Here is a 15,142-nt window from a genome sequence, read left to right as displayed (position 1 = left end):
CGGGTGCCGGGCCTACATCGCGCCCTTGATCACGCCCTGCGCATCTTCCAGCGAGTATTCGACGTTGGCCACGCCGCCTTCCTGCGTGTTGGCGAGGTTCTCTTCGAGGTTGTCCTGATCGATCCGAAGGAACGGCACGGTCAGGTCCTTCGGCACGTCGGCGCCGTCGAGAACCTGCTGCGCGACCCAGAAGGCGAGGGTGGAGACACCCGGCGCGATCGAGACCGACATCGTCTCGTAGCCGTTCGCGTCCTTCTGTTCCTTCCACCATGTCAGCTCGTCGTGGCGGTTGCCCATCACGATCACCGGCATGTCGCGGCCTGCCGCCTTGAAGGCCTGGGCCGCGCCGTAGCCGTCGCCGCCCTGCGTCACGACGCCGACGATATCGTCCGGCAGCGAGGGCAGGATCCCCGCGACCGCCTTCTGTGCGACGTCCTGCGCCCAGTTGCCGTGAACCGAGCCGACGATCTCGAACTTGCCGGTCTCGGCGACGCCCTCGTGGATGCCCGCGCTGATCTCGTCATCGACGAAGACGCCCGCAAGGCCGCGGATTTCCAGAAGCTTGCCGCCGTCGGGCAGCTTGTCGGCGAGGTAGAGCACCTCATCCTTGCCCATCTGCGCGAAGTCGACAGCGATCCGCCATGCGCAGGGCTCGGTCACGATGCCGTCGAAGCTGACGACGACCACGCCCGCGTCACAGGCTTCCTTCACCGCGCCGTTCAGGCCCTCGGGCGAGGCGGCGTTGATGACGATGGCGTCGTAGCCCTGCAGGATCAGGTTCTGGATCTGCGCGGCCTGTTCGGTGACCTGGTTCTCGGCGGTGGTGAAGGCGTCGGCGGCGGCGACGGTGCCGTTCGCGACGGCTTCGCTGGTGACTTTCTCCCAGCTGCTGAGCATGGCCTGACGCCACGAGTTGCCGGCGTAGTTGTTCGACAGCGCGATGCGCTTGCCGGACGTGTCGGCGAATGCCGCGCTTGTGGCGAGCGCGCTGACGGCGACGGCCGCCGCAAGTCCGTAGGTAGTGAATTTGGTCATGTTAGTTCCTCCCTAGGTTGGTGACGCCCCGCGTTTGCCACGGTTTTCTCTTATTCCGCCTGCACCCGAGTCTCCGGTGCGGCCTTCAGCTATGCCATCGCCGCTGCCGCCCTTCGGGCCGAACGGTATCTGGCGAATTGCGTGTCGGCTGTGACGCCGATCAATATGACGCCGCCCATGACCGCGAAGTTGAGCGAGGACGGAATCCCCAGCAGGTTGACGAGGTTCTGAAGCACTTGCAACAGAATCACGCCAAGCACGACGCCGACGATCGAGCCTTCCCCGCCGCGGAGCGAGAAGCCCGGCTCTGTCAGAGCAATTCCGTTTGAGGCGGGCAGGGCGGCCTCTTAGCGTCGGAAAATGACCAGACCAGACCCGTTCAAGGGCTTTCACAGCAGCCCGGAGATCATTCGTCTGGCAGTGATGCTGTACGTTCGATTTCCACTTTCTCTCCGGAATGTCGAGGATCTGCTGCACGAACGCGGCGTTGGGTGTTGTCAGAACAAATTGGTCTGCTAGGCTCCTGAACGGGAATTTCAGTGCTGGTCGCCGTCGCTTGCTTGGCTTGAGCCAAGTAAAAAAGGAAGTTTTGGATCTGCAACATAGCAGATTGGCGCAGACAAATAATCCTGCCCGTTTGCTCTGACAGCACCAAGGAACCGGTTGTAGAGACTTGCATTTTCTTGAAGCAGGGCCGCGCGCCGGCAGCCCTTGTCAAAGTCGATGTAGTAGCCATGAACATAGATGGCCGGGGGCGTTTTCCGAAGCGCTATCCTGTAAGGCGTCGAGGACCATGCTGGGCCTTGTCACACGAATTTCGTCAACTCGAAGAAGTTGCTCACGGACGAAGGCCGGTGCGGAATCCGCCAGCGGCGCGATAGAGCCGAGTTCCAAATCTCGGACCCGACACCAGCCGGCCCGGAGATGGCTGCGCTCGTCTCCGAAGAACCTTCCGCCCCCGTCAGTTTCTGCAAGATTCCGCAGTGTCAGAAACGGGACCTGCCGCTCATTGCTCTCCGTTTGAGCCGTCGAAGTTGAAGGGAGACCGACCATCAATGCACTTGCCAGAATACTGACCGAAGTGGCGCGCATAAGGATCGGGGCAAGAAATCGCATACTTTACCTTAGAATGATCGCTTTCGGCTCGATAGTAGGCTCCGACGGCGACGCAGCTTTGAAAATGCGGTCTGCGTGGCTGTTTCACGTATTGGCGCATAGTGCCGTCAATACTTGCTGAATTTGGAGAATTCAGAGAGGCTTGCTCATTAGAGGACGCCGGCTCCAATCCGTGCAGTAGGCAAAATGAATGATCGAAAAGGCTCGTGAGGCGGCACGTCAAACCCCAGCCAGCCGAAATAGAGCAGCGGATTGCTATCGGACGATTGCGATCCTTTTCGTGGTTCTTGGTCACTGGATTCTTGTTGCTCCCTATGCGCCCGAGGGTCAGCTAGCGCTGCGCAACATCTTGGCGGAACAGCACTGGACGCAATACTTGACCTGGCTCTTTCAGGTCATGCCGGTATTCTTTTTTGTTGGTGGCTTTTCCAATGCGGCGTCCTGGTCGTCTGCAAGACGCTCCTCAGAAAAAAGCCAGGCTTGGGCGACGAAGCGCCTAAGTCGCCTCCTGATTCCAGTCGTCCCTCTGATTATCGTCTGGGCGCTTGCGGCGGCGATCGCTTTCGGACTAGGCGTGGACCCAGACTTGGCTAGAGATGCCTCGCGTGCCGCGCTTATCCCAGTCTGGTTCCTAGCAGTCTACATCATGGTCACGCTCGTTGTCCCAATTACCTTCGCTCTTTGGGAAAGGATTGGCCTTTGGTCGGTAGCTGGGCTTGCTGTCCTTGCGATCGTGATTGACGTGGTCGGTGTGGGGGCCGGTGTCCAATGGCTGAGATGGGCCAATTACGCACCTGTTTGGTTGGCGGTTCACCAGCTTGGTTACTGGTGGTGGCGAAGTGATCAGAACCTCCGCAGCATCGTCGCGCTTTGCGTCATTGGCGTTGTTTGGCTGGCAATCCTTGTCGGGCCAGCGGGCTATCCATTGAGCATGGTTTCCGTTCCCGGCGAGGAATTCTCGAATACGCGGCCTCCGACGACAGCAATGCTTGCGCTTGGCGCAATTCAGATTGCACTACTTCTGATGCTGGCAAAGCCGGTTCAAACTTGGTTGCAAGGCGAAACGCCTTGGGCCCTGGTCATTCTCACCGCTCGGAACATCATGACCATATACCTTTGGCATTTGACCGTAGTGACACTCGTTGCCGGCTTTTCCCTTTTGCTCGGTGGCTTCGGATTGCGAATTGAACCCGGAACGGGAGCATGGTGGTTGTTTCGTCCGATCTGGGTCGCAGTATTGATCGGCGGACTCTTGCCTTTCATCGCAATCTTCGGTCGGCTTGAAGCTGGCTCGCGATCACGCAAGAAGGCAAACGCAGGCAAGTTGCAGACGTATTCTGGTACTCTTTTGTCCTGTGCCGGCCTCACTATTTTGGCGCTGAATGGTGTTAGCATGGACCGCGCGCCGGGCATCAATTGGGTGCCAGTATTGCTAACAGTTGTCGGGGTCATACTCGCGACCGGGGAAATCCCCCGTGGGCGGAAGAAACAGTAGCCGGTCGCTCATAGAAGGACGGTAATTTTCGAATAGCCTTAAGTTGTTTTCAATGACCGTTTCGTCCGGATTGGGTCGCGCAAAGGATGATCCCGACGCGCGCCTACGAAAACGGTTTCTACCTCGGGTACGCCAACAGCGCAGGCTATGAGCGCGGCCTCAACTATCTGGGTCAAAGCTTGATCGCGGCTCCCGACGGAAAAGAAGTCGCCCGCGCCGGGCCGGGATCCGAGGTCATCCACGGAACACTTCCGATGGAAACAGTCCCTGCCGCTCAGTCCCGGCTACCATATTTGAAGGATCGCGCTTCGCTTGGAACAGTTATTCTTTGATTTTGGCCAAGCGGTTGCTTTGTCCAAGAAGCGGGCATTGTTCCGGTTTGAACGAATGGCGGCTCTGAGCTGATTGTGTTGAAAAATCCGGTGTCCCGCCTGAAAGGGTCGGATTGGCGCGACGACCACAGCAATCATCGCCCGCAATCGAGCCCCTCAGAATTCACCTCGCCGGAATATCACCAACGGTCGAGAGAGGACCAAAGCTTGAACAGAGCTAAAGTATGAACGCGGACTCAGAAGGAAGCGTGTCGGACGGTTCGGCCATTTGCTGCCACGGCGTTGCCCTGGCGGCAGGAGCGAAGCCGGACAACGCGGTTGCCAGCCGGCAATTTTTGGAAATTTCTTGGCCCGAAGCGAAAGGATCAACCGCAAATTTAGGGCTTCATTCGTATATTTCGTTTAGGGCCTGATCGTATCTTTCAATAATTCTGGAACGTTTAGCTTTGAGTGTTGGCGTGATCAGTCCACTTTCCAGGGTCCATGGCTCAGTCTCGACAACGACGTCACGAATACGAGCAAAAGGTGGGATATCAACCATCAATCTGCTGAACCGCCGGGCAAGCGCCCTGCGAGTTTTCGGCCAATGATCCGCGTCTGGTGAAAGCTGAACCTCACCGAGCCATTCCTGCAGTTTCACCGGATCCACCACAACGACGGCAGTGCAATGGGGTTTGCCATCACCAAGTACGCACACCTGCTCGATCAAAGGATCAGAGAGAAGAGCCGTTTCAATTGGCACCGGGTTCACGTTTTCGCCCGTCGAGAGCACAAGAATGTCCTTGATCCGACCCTGGATATAGACACGACCATCCCTCATTTCCGCTGCATCGCCGGTGTGAAGCCAACCCTCTTCGTCAATGACCTCTTTGGTGGCATCGGGTTTCTTCCAATACCCCAGCATCAGCCCTGGGGATTTGACCAGCAGTTCCTGACGCGCACCAATAGCCAGTTCGCTACCCGGCAGAGCGCAACCGACGCTGTCGCTTCTGCGGTTCTCTATCGTCGTGCCAGTCACAGCCGGACCGGCTTCGGTGAGTCCATAGCCTTGAAGCAAGGGCAAATCCATCGCCGCAAAGAACTGTGACGTCTCAGGTCCGAGAGGTGCGCCTCCACAGATCACCATGCGGATGCGTCCGCCAAAAGCTGCTCTGACATGCGCAGCGACAGACTGCCCGAAGAGTTTCCAAAGCAGACGCGCCGCAAGCGAAGGGGGCGGGCACCGGCCTTCGTCAGCCATCCGCCGCCGCCATCCCAACGCCTCGGTCCATGCCAGCAAGTTCCGCGACAGTATCGATGCTCTTGCTTTCTCAATCGCCGTCTCGCGGACCTTTTCGAACAGCCTCGGTACGGCCAGCATCACGGTGGGCTGCACCGTCTTCATGTCTTCGACCAGATCTTCGACCGAGCGACCAAAGGCGACCGCGCTGTTTCCCAGCATTGGGCAAACATAGCCAAGGCTTCTTTCGAAGGCATGTGCGAGCGGCAGAATCGAAAAGAAAACATCCGCTTTCGAGATCGGGCAGAGCTGCGACACCGCGCTGGCATTCCAGATCAGCGCCCTGTGCGGCAGCATGACCCCTTTGGGTGGTCCCGTCGTGCCCGAGGTGTAGACGATCGTGGCAAGGTCATCGGGCGATCCGTCTGTCTGCGATAGAACCCGCGGCGCGCCGGTCTCCGGATCGGGGCAGGGGGTCGCGCGCGGATCGTCTCCGGCGTCGCCACGAAGCACCCACAGATGCTTCAACGCGGGCAAGTCCGCCTGCGCCGTGTCCAGCGCGGCCCATCTCTCGGCGGTATCCGTCAAGCACAATGCGGCGCCACTGTCTCGCAGCACGTGACAGATGTTGGCGGCGCTGTCGCGCGTGTAGACCGGGACCGTAACGAGGCTTTCGGACATCGCGGCCAGATCGCTGACGACCCAGGCCACTCCATTGGGCAAAAAGATTCCGACCCGGTCACCGGGCTGAAGCCCGGACGCAGCGAAGGCGGCCCGCCTCCGCGCCACGCAGTCCGCGATGTCACGCCATGTCAGCGTGATCCATGCACCATTTTGGAAGTGAATATAGGCCGCATCATCCGGGGTCTCGCGTACCCGTTCCGCGAAGGCCGCGGGAATAGTGCAATGCGGAAGGCGTTGCACGGCGCTGGTTTGCTGCGTGTCAGTCATGCTTGATAGTCGTACGCATTCATCGCACTACCGATGATTCAGATCAATTTTTTGGCGCCCGGATATCGACTACTGTCGTTCAGCAACTCAGCAATAATCGCGCGCACTGTGACGCGCGATATGATCGGGAGGGTCTGCACGATGGTTGAATCCCCTGCTTCCCCGGCGGCGCGCATCAGACGTCTGACGCGTTTTGTGCAAAACTCGGGGCTCTACCCGAACAACCCGATCGTCAACAGTGCGACGACGGAGCCGGTCATCTGGGTCGATGGCAGGGATCACTTGCTGTTTTGTTCCAACAATCTTCTGGGGCTGTCCAACCACCCCGAAGTCAAAGCCGCCGCGCAGAAGGCGCTGGAACGCTACGGGCTTGGTTCGGGCGGATCGCGGCAAATGGCCGCCAATATCGACGTGCATCGCGCGTTGGAGCATCGCATTGCCGAATATGTCGGGCAGGAAGACGCGATTTGCTTCGCAACGGGTTATATGGCCAATGTCGGGGTTATCCCTGCGGTGATGAAAGTCGATTTCCTTCAATCGCTGGCGCGTACGCATCTTGGCCATCAGGACGATCCGGGAACGGAGGATGAGGCCCCGATGGGATGGGAAATCTTCAGCGAAGAATTGAACCATGCCAGCGTCGTCGATGGGGTGCGTCTGGCACAAGCCAAGATCAGCCGTTACCCGCACAAGGATATGGCCCAACTAGCCGGTGCGCTGGAGCAATCCGAACTGCCTTCCAAGCTTATCGTCAGCGACGGTGTCTTTAGTATGGATGGCGACATTTCTCCAATTCCGGACATGGTAAGCCTCGCGCGTGAGCATTGCGCGATGCTGATGATCGACGACGCGCATGGTGTCGGAATGCTCGGCGCGAACGGGCGCGGCAGCGTCGAGCATCATGGCGTATCGACCGACGATATCGACCTGCAGATGGGCACCTTCACGAAGGCCTTCGGCGGGATTGGCGGGTATGTATCCGGAGACAAGGAAATCATCGATTTTCTGCGCATATCGGCACGTACATACATCTTTTCCGCGCCTTTGCCGCCCGCCATCGCCGCGGGCGTGGCTGAGGCCATCGATATTGCCGATCGTGAACCATGGCGTCGGGAAAAGGCTATGGAAAATGCGTTTTATTTTCGCCGCGAGGTGGAATCTTTGGGGTTCGACACGATGGGCAGTGAAGCCCATATCGTTCCTACCCTGATCGGCGACGAGATAAAGGCAGGCGAGGTCACGCGGATTTTGCGTCACCGAGGCATTGTGGCGCCTCATGCCCGCTATCCCGCAGTCGCACTGGGACGAGCGCGCATTCGCTTCGTAATGACCTGTCAACACGAACGCGAACAGATCGATTACCTGCTCGGTTGTCTTGCGGAGTTGCGCAAGACGCTGAAGCTTTAGAGGCCCATGGTAATGGATGACCGGGCCCGCAAGACCGCTCTGATCACCGGGGCCTCTTCTGGTATCGGACGCGCTTTTGCGGAGGAATACGCCAGGCGCGGCCTGGACCTTGTCCTGGTGGCGCGCCGTGCCGCGCCGTTGCAGGACGTTGCCGAAATGCTTCGGAAACGGAATGGTATCGCTGCGCATGTCTTTCCTGCCGATCTGGCCGATCCGGCGACGCCGGATCACCTGTTCGATCACCTCAGCGCTCAGAATCTCGAAGTCGATGTTTTGGTGAACAATGCCGGTTTTGGAGTGCCCGGCAATCTGATCGACGTGGACTGGTCCCGGCACAAAGACACGATCGAAGTGATGGCCGCGGCGCCGGTGCATCTATGCCATGTTTTCGCGCCCCGTATGCTGTCGCGCGGGTCGGGACGAGTTATCAACGTATCCTCACTGTCTGCGTATTTGCCCCCGCATGCCGGAGGCACGCTCTATTACCCGGTCAAGTCATATCTGCTGCAATTCTCTCTGGCGTTGCGTGCCGAATTGAAGGGGCAGGGTGTGCATGTCACCGCTCTATGTCCGGGCTTCACGCATACCGGGTTCCAGGCCGCAGCCGGCGGCACCGTTGAATCCGTTGCGGTACCGAAATGGCTATGGAGCGCGTCCAGTGATGTGGCCAGGGCGGCAATGGGTGCGGTTGAAAAAAACAAGCCTGTCTGCATCCCCGGCGCTTTCAACAAGACCGTGGCGGCATTTTTCAAGATTACACCGGCCCCGTTGGGGCGCTTCTTCGTTGGGGGGTAGGTTTTCAGAAAACGTCCGCCGCGCTCATCAGGACTGGCCCCTCGCGCAATTGCGCGACCATGTCTGCATCCATTCCGACTGTGGAAAGGCGCAACTTGGCTGAGCCGGACGTGGCGCGCGACAGAATCCCCAAACGACCAATGTGACGAAGCTGCGTCAGAACCCGGCTGCGCTCGTCGAGCAGGAACAGGCCGATCCGTGCCTGATGACGGTACAGGCAGTCCTCGAGCAACGCTAAACACCTGTTTTCGTACCCGACCGAGATAAACAGGTTACTGAAACGGACAATGCGCAAGTCCTGCAGGACGAGCAGGCGGTTCAGACCGGGCAGGTGCGGTAGCACTTTCAGCAAAAACTTGCCTTGTATGCCTGGCATCGACATCACCGACCACCGCAGGACTTCAGCCTGTACGGCGGCAACAATCTTTCCGCCCGCATCTCGGATGACGAAACACTCGTCCTGCTTGAGGGAAGTTGCGAAATCGGTCAATTGATGGTCGACATAGAACGTCCCGAGCGCCGCCCTAAGCGTGTCGCCTTCATCCGGTCTTAGTGCAGTAGCGTGAGGGTCGGCGCGCGGAAAGAAACGGGTGAACAGTGTCAGCGGCAGGTGGGCTTCGGAGTCGTGGCCGATCTGATCCGACAAACGCAGCGAGAATTCGGTCGTTTCCTCGACATAGGCGAAACCGAAGCCGGGGGGGGTGATCGCCGAGACGCAATATTCGCGGACGAGGTCGACGAGCACCCCTGCCAGACCCTCGTTCTGACGATGCGGCACGGTCGAGGCCATCACGAAATGGAACCCGTCGCAAAGCTGCCTGGCCACGCGCTTTTGGCACCGGTCCAAAACGAAAACACAAAGCTCTTCATCGCCCTCGGACAATACGAAAAAACTCGGAACTCGAAGTCGGGCCAGCTTCGCTTCGATGTCGATGATGCGGTAGCGTGTCGCGCGGCTGCCCCAGATCGTTTGCGCGAGCAGGGCGCGGGTGGTGTCGGAAGGATAATCCGCCCGAGTGACCTTGCGCCCGGGATTTCCGGGCTCTTGCCAGATTAGTTCAGGCATTATTGGCGTGCTCTTCAGGTCTCGGGTGTAAGGCCACGGCACGGATGTCGGACAGAAGGTCCAGATCGTTGATGATGCGGGGGACTTTGAATTGGCCGCCCAGGCCGCGACGTTTTTTCATCCAATTAACAAACCCATTCGGGGGAACGAACTCAACCTCCGGAGGGCTCAGCGCAAGATCGTTCTTGCGTAATTCCGCGTAGTCCTCGTTTCGGGCCTGCAGGTTTCGGTCGATGCTTTGCGCAAGCGCGCGCGAACTGCCCGGCGGCCGAACGCCGGTCGTTTCCACGAGATAGTGATGATGATTGCGCCTACCGTTCCGGACGGGCCCGACGCAATAGTCGCGGATGGAAAGGCCATTTTCCTCGGCGGCTGCTGACAGTGCCCCGGCGAGTTCCGCCTCTATCAGATGCTCTCCGAAGACCGAAAGATCGTTACCCACCCGGCCAACGACAAGCAGGCGCGGCGGCGCGAGGTCGACCAAGCGCACCACATCGCCGACCACATATGACCACAGGCCGGCAGCGGTGGTGACGACAAGCGCGTAGTCGACACCGGTTTGCGCATTGCCAAGCCAGAAGCGTTCGGGACTCTTTGTGCCGATCTGATCCTTGGGCACGAATTCAAAGAAGACCTGCCCGTCGAGATGCAAACGCATCCCGCCACCATCGCCCCTGTCGGCATAGGCAAACACACCTTCGCTGGCGGAATAAATCTCCCGGGTTTCGGCATGTCCGCCGCGCATTAGATCGGCGAAGCGCTGGCGGTAGGGTGCGAAGTTCACACCGCCATGCACGATGAGTTCGAGGTTGGGATACCAGTCTTTCAGCCTGCCTTCCGGGGTGCCGCTGGCGCGGGCCACTTCATCCAGAAAAATCAGCATCCAATTGGGCGATCCGCCCATAAAGCGCAGATCGCTGCGCAGCGATAAGGGCGCCAATTTTCTCACCTTTTCCTGCCAGTCCGTGAGCGCCGCGATTTCCGGAGGGGGCAGGAGACGGTCGCCGAGCCAACGGGGCACGGAGCCAGCCGTAATTGCGCTTACGGCACCGGTTCCTACCCCATTGGCTGCCTGGTCAAGATCGACTGGCCCAACCAGCCCAAGGGCGCCCCCTCCGAGCACGCGGCTTTGCGGGCGGTGAAGCAGGTGGTGACACAGCAAGTCGATGAACCCGCGCCGCGCTGCCGTCCGCATATCTTCTGTGTAGGGGATGTGTTTCGACCGCCCCGTTGTCGTGCCCGAGGTCATGGCGAAGTAGGGAATACGCCCGGGCCAGGTTTGACCGAATAGATCGGGATAGTGCGGCTGCCACCAGTCTGACCAGAATTCGCTGTATGGACGAACGGGTATCCGTCGCTGGTAGCTGCCGACATCGGTGATCCGGTCGAAACCGTGTGTGCGGCCAAAATGCGTATGCCTGGCACGGCGGACCAACTTGTGCAGAAGCGCGGCTTGCGCCTTCAATGGATCTTCTCGGTTCAGCCACCAAAGCCTGGCTCTCGCATAGCGTCTTGCAAGGGGGCTCAAATCCGTCAAGTGACCGTTTCGAACCATGCGTGGCATCCCGTCTCTAACCTACACGGAATCTGCGTATCTGCGGAGAGAGGTATCAGCATCGTGCCAGCGTTGGTTTGAGTTCAGTCAATGCCGACTTCGTCCGTTCCGGCACTGGTGCTTCGCGACCCGTCTGTTTCCTTTACATATGGGCGCGCGGCCGCGAAGTTCGCTGCGCCAGCATCAGGCGGCTTCGTCTGCGATCCAGACATCGAGCCTGATCCGGCGAAGGTCAGCTGTCATCGAAAGCTGACGTGCTCGGCGAAAACCGCGCCGCTTCGAACCCTGACGGCCGGTTGGCGCGGCAGACCAGTCATCTGACGAAATCCCTCTGATGACCGAGAAGAGCCCAATGCAGACTCGATTGCGATACTGAATTGGCAATCTCAAAATGCTAAGCTATCGCCGCTCAGCGAGGATCTATTCCGCGATGTATCGAGGGATCCGGACATTCAGACGAAGCGCTAAATGCTTCTGTTTGCTGGCTGATCGCCAAGCTACTCGGTAATGGGTTGCGACAAGATCCAGAGGCTCAGCGCTGTAAGGCCTACCATGGCGAACATCATTGGGATCTGAGAGACTGCCGCATCACGCGGGTCACCAAAGACCTGCAACGCCCGGCGGTGTCCAATCAGGACAGAGAGCGCGTGGCCAATGATCAGCGCCGTAAAGGCAATCCACCAGATCTGCTCGGCTCCTATTACTGTGACATCAATCGACCAGTCTCTTGTGCCGAAGAGGTCCCAGCCCATTGCGAAAGGATCGGTTGCCGCCGGGAAGACAAGTTGGCCTGCAATTAAAAGGTACGAAATATAGTGCGAGAGATGATAAGCGACTGCGATCGGCAGTAACGTGCCGGCGAAATCCCGCGCCAACCTTTCGGTGCTAAGCGGGCCACCAACAAGAAGCTTCATCGACAGCACCAGCAGCCAGTATGTTCCGTAGAAGGTAGCGATGGTCGCGCAAAGCCCGATCGTGCGGATCAACTTCAGTAAGTCCGCGCCCTGTTCGCGCAGCCAGAGGAGCGTCGGGCGAAGCGTCTGTGACTCGCTTACGAACTCTAGAATAGCAGCCCAGGCCGGGGTCTCTGAAAGCCCATCGAACAACACGACCCCGATCAGGCAAGAGATCAATGCCACTTCGCCCAATGGCCGCTCGTCCTGGTCAAGTAGTCCCTCGCCGGGCGGGCGTAAGCGCAGCGTCGCACGGCAGGGCGTGGTGATCGGTGCCATGCGGCCAAGCACGGCAAAGACCCGGCCCAGCGGATCAGCGACCAAGAACCACACCATGCCAAATGCGAGGCCACCGAGAATTGAAATTGTGAGATAGATCAAGATCAGTGTCCCGACCGCCGCCGGATTCTCCGACCAGTCTGAGACGAGTTCGACCCAGGCTATTGCGAGCAGGCCAATGGGTGCCATGAGCCCGGCAGAAGGTGGCAAGCTACCAGTCCCAGTCCACGGTCGCCCGAAAGCGCCCGCGGCGATCCTGGCAACGATACGGAATGGGTCAATGTAGGGCCAGAGCCCGACAATAAGTGCCGAGAGCAGTAGAAAGCCAACCCACCAGATCACCCAGACCCATATGGTCGCCAGATTGCTAACCGCTTCCGGCGGGCCAAGGAACGCTGCTCCAATAAGAAGCGCTAAGACAAACACGCCAAATGTGCCGAGCGCGCCTTTCGCCGCGCTGGCGAGCCAGGGAGAAACTGGCAGATCGATCTGCAAGATACGTGCTCGCTCGCCACGAAGGAACGTAATTGCCCCAAAGAATGACGCAGCTACGGCTGCACCAGCCGCAGTGAGATAGAGACCGAGCGGCAGCGGCAGATCATATCGTGCGCCGAAGGCGTGTGCGTCGGCTCGGGATGCGAATAGGAGAAGCGCGACCGCTACGGTCTTGGCGGTCGAATTTTTCATTCCGGACGAACTTCGATATAGGCCACCGCGATTTCCCTGCGCCCGAGCAGGCTGTGGTCGCCATGCGAAACGATCGCGAATCGGCCAGTATGCGCGGCGTCGAACGTAAAGATCGCCGGTGTCTCGGGGCCGGCAACTCCGACAAGATCGTAACCGTGTACGTGCAATTCCGTCTCGATCTTCGATGTTAAGATTAGCCGCACCAATACCCCTTGGGTGACGATGATCGTCTCGGCATTGCCGTCGCTCAACGTTCGCCTGACCAGGGTGCCTTCGAACGATTGCATATTAGCGAGCAGCAACTCGACCTCTACCGGTTTGCCATGTGCGAGCATCTTGAGCTGCTTATGAGCACGACCTGCGTCCGACGATTGATCGGAATTGCCCGCGCCCCCTGCAAAGGCGGGTACTGCAAGAGAGGCTGCCGCGACAAGCGTCATGGCAAAGGTTGACCAGCGCATATTTTGCTCCATCGGGTGGAATTGGGGCACCGTCGAAGCGGCGCCCCAAGCGCAGGCTCAGTGGCCAGCCAGGTGGTTCCATTGAGGCAACAGCGTCAGCGAGTTCGGGTTGAGGCCATTGTTCTTCAGCGTGTCCATGTTCGCGATGGCGTCGCCGCTTTCAAGGTCAACCACTGTGACTGAACCGTCGCGCATGTCTGGCAGGTTGATGAACGAGTTCTGCACAAATGCGTGTTTGAAGTCGGGTGTGAAGCCGACATGGTGCGCACCGTCTGCGGTGACGATCGACTTCACGAGCGTGGGCTTGGTAGGCCCCTCCGAGATATCGAAGATGTGTAAATGTCCCGGCTTCATTGCCGTCGTAACGTACATCAGATCCGGTGACGCATTGTCGTTGAAATAAATCTCTAGCGGCACGTGGGAACCGACTGTGGTGAAGTCAAAGATCGATTCAGCCACGAACTCTTGCGCCGCCGCATCCCAGACTACTGCGTAGAGCTCATGGCCGAACATGTTGGTCACGATCGCAGTTGCGGGTTCGGCGCCTGGAACGAAGAAGACCTCGACAGGAGCCACGCCCGAAGGCGATTCCTTGGTCGAGACCTTGATCTGACCAAGCGGTTCGAGATCACTAGCGCGCACAACCGAAAGGACCTCATCCGGCTTTGTCAGATCGGGTGAAATAGTCGAAGTCACCAGAATCCTATCGATGTTGGAGTTGACCGCGAGCCCGTGCGGATAGGTGCCCGGTAGCTTGATCTCACCGATCACCTTGTCCGTGGCTACTTCACCAACAATTACATTGCCGGACCCCATGCAGGTCAGAAACCAACGCGTATTCGCCTCATCTAAGATGATGTCCTCGCCCATGACGCAGGGCGGAGTCTCGATCGTTGAGAGACGGTATGGATTCCTCGTCATATCGAGAACCTGCAATGCAGGCTGTCCCAAGGCGGTAATGTAGGCTTTGGTCATCGTGCGGTCATAGAAGATGTGATGTGCAACCGTTTTTGGATCCGTTGGGATGTCCGAGACAATCCGCCCGAAATTTGGGCTGTCAGGATCAACATCGACGATTGCAATGCCTTCGCGACGCTCCGTCTCGCCCGACAGTTTCAGGGCCCTCAGGTCGTCGGCAGGTTTGCTCTCATAGTTCATGATCGCCAGGATCTCGGCCTGCGCTGGCGCCACTACAGACCATAGAGCGATCGTTGCCGCGGCTTTAAGAATTAGGTTCTTCATGATTTTGCCCCCCTTGGCAGTTGGGCTTTTGTCGGACTGATCTAAAACTCTCCGATCCAAGCCCCGAGCGAAGGGTAACACGTAAGTAGACAGATGCGCAGGATAATCGTGGGCCGGCCGCTGGGTGGTGGGTCAGGCGAGCAGATTGAATTAAGCTGATCTCAATAACAGGCATCTTCCTTCGGTTGGATGGTGATGTTGGAGAAAACCGAGCTTAAGCGAGGTGGGTGGCCTACCTATCCTCTCGCGTTCGAAGCGGACGTTGTTTTCGCTGTCACCAAACGGCAGCTTTGGCTCCCTTCGCGCTTCTTGGTACACCTTGGTCGAAGGTCCGCTTGGTCCGCTTCTCGGACATCGAGCGTGATCTGGAGAAGGTCCGCTGTCGGTAGAAGCGGTCGTTCCCACCCGAAACCACGCATCGATCGACCTGGACGACCGGTAAGGGTGGGGTAGCGGTCACCTGACAGATTTACTTGTCTATTGATTAACGCGGTCTCAGCCGAAGAGTTGAGCCACCGCACGCCACACCATTATTGGCGCGCGGTGGCG

Annotated in this window: 12 protein-coding genes and 2 pseudogenes; 6 read left to right on the top strand and 8 right to left on the bottom strand. The window is 58.7% G+C overall.

All coding sequences use genetic code 11. The features are described from left to right. Window positions 1-12 precede the first annotated feature (12 nt). Entirely contained in the window at window positions 13-1,035 is a 1,023-nt protein-coding gene (locus RXV90_RS22990) for an ABC transporter substrate-binding protein (protein ID WP_316652261.1), read from the bottom strand. Between the two features lie 89 nt (window positions 1,036-1,124). Then, on the bottom strand, window positions 1,125-1,295 hold the full coding sequence (locus RXV90_RS22985; RefSeq protein ID WP_316652259.1) for a hypothetical protein: 171 nt from the start codon (window positions 1,293-1,295) through the stop codon (window positions 1,125-1,127). Between the two features lie 100 nt (window positions 1,296-1,395). On the opposite strand from RXV90_RS22985, the pseudogene RXV90_RS22980 reads away from it, so the two are divergent. The 4 genes and pseudogenes from RXV90_RS22980 to RXV90_RS22965 form a co-directional block, all read left to right on the top strand. Beyond that, window positions 1,396-1,524, top strand: a pseudogene (locus tag RXV90_RS22980) (IS6 family transposase); the annotation flags it as partial. Between the two features lie 817 nt (window positions 1,525-2,341). Next, window positions 2,342-3,646 (top strand): acyltransferase family protein, encoded by a 1,305-nt coding sequence (locus tag RXV90_RS22975; RefSeq protein ID WP_316652257.1) that lies wholly within the window; start codon window positions 2,342-2,344, stop codon window positions 3,644-3,646. A gap of 86 nt (window positions 3,647-3,732) precedes the next feature. After that, window positions 3,733-3,978 (top strand): nitrilase-related carbon-nitrogen hydrolase, encoded by a 246-nt coding sequence (locus RXV90_RS22970; protein ID WP_316652255.1) that lies wholly within the window; start codon window positions 3,733-3,735, stop codon window positions 3,976-3,978. A gap of 114 nt (window positions 3,979-4,092) precedes the next feature. Beyond that, window positions 4,093-4,206: pseudogene (locus tag RXV90_RS22965) on the top strand (IS3 family transposase); the annotation flags it as partial. Window positions 4,207-4,363: 157 nt separating this feature from the next. Here the strand turns inward: RXV90_RS22965 and RXV90_RS22960 are convergent. Beyond that, window positions 4,364-6,148 carry an AMP-dependent synthetase/ligase gene (locus RXV90_RS22960; RefSeq protein WP_316652253.1) on the bottom strand — a complete coding sequence of 595 codons (1,785 nt, stop codon included), beginning with the start codon at window positions 6,146-6,148 and terminating at the stop codon, window positions 4,364-4,366. A 33-nt stretch (window positions 6,149-6,181) separates the two neighbouring features. Here RXV90_RS22960 and RXV90_RS22955 point away from each other — a divergent pair, with 33 nt between their 5' ends. Then, complete coding sequence (locus RXV90_RS22955) at window positions 6,182-7,555, top strand: aminotransferase class I/II-fold pyridoxal phosphate-dependent enzyme (protein WP_316652251.1); 1,374 nt, start codon at window positions 6,182-6,184, stop codon at window positions 7,553-7,555. Window positions 7,556-7,567: 12 nt separating this feature from the next. Next, window positions 7,568-8,350 carry an SDR family NAD(P)-dependent oxidoreductase gene (locus RXV90_RS22950; protein WP_316652248.1) on the top strand — a complete coding sequence of 261 codons (783 nt, stop codon included), beginning with the start codon at window positions 7,568-7,570 and terminating at the stop codon, window positions 8,348-8,350. A gap of 4 nt (window positions 8,351-8,354) precedes the next feature. Here the strand turns inward: RXV90_RS22950 and RXV90_RS22945 are convergent, their stop codons facing one another. The 5 genes from RXV90_RS22945 to RXV90_RS22925 form a co-directional block, all read right to left on the bottom strand. After that, the gene (locus tag RXV90_RS22945; RefSeq protein ID WP_316652246.1) at window positions 8,355-9,416 is read right to left on the bottom strand and encodes a hypothetical protein; all 1,062 of its coding nucleotides are present in this window, start codon (window positions 9,414-9,416) and stop codon (window positions 8,355-8,357) included. Next, the gene (locus RXV90_RS22940) at window positions 9,409-10,881 is read right to left on the bottom strand and encodes a GH3 family acyl-acid amido synthetase (protein WP_316652244.1); all 1,473 of its coding nucleotides are present in this window, start codon (window positions 10,879-10,881) and stop codon (window positions 9,409-9,411) included. Before RXV90_RS22940 ends, RXV90_RS22945 begins: the two co-directional genes overlap by 8 nt. Window positions 10,882-11,468: 587 nt before the next feature. Further along, window positions 11,469-12,890 (bottom strand): hypothetical protein, encoded by a 1,422-nt coding sequence (locus RXV90_RS22935; RefSeq protein ID WP_316652240.1) that lies wholly within the window; start codon window positions 12,888-12,890, stop codon window positions 11,469-11,471. Next, entirely contained in the window at window positions 12,887-13,351 is a 465-nt protein-coding gene (locus RXV90_RS22930; RefSeq protein ID WP_316652238.1) for a hypothetical protein, read from the bottom strand. The genes RXV90_RS22935 and RXV90_RS22930 overlap by 4 nt, the downstream gene beginning before the upstream one ends. A gap of 57 nt (window positions 13,352-13,408) precedes the next feature. Continuing rightward, window positions 13,409-14,593: a hypothetical protein gene (locus RXV90_RS22925; RefSeq protein WP_316652235.1), complete on the bottom strand. Its 1,185-nt coding sequence runs from the start codon at window positions 14,591-14,593 to the stop codon at window positions 13,409-13,411. Window positions 14,594-15,142: the final 549 nt, after the last annotated feature.

Origin of the sequence: Ovoidimarina sediminis (genome assembly GCF_032586175.1) — a bacterium.
In the GTDB taxonomy this organism is placed as follows: Bacteria; Pseudomonadota; Alphaproteobacteria; order Rhodobacterales; family Rhodobacteraceae; genus Ovoidimarina; species Ovoidimarina sediminis.
This window is presented reverse-complemented; position numbering and strand designations above follow the sequence as displayed.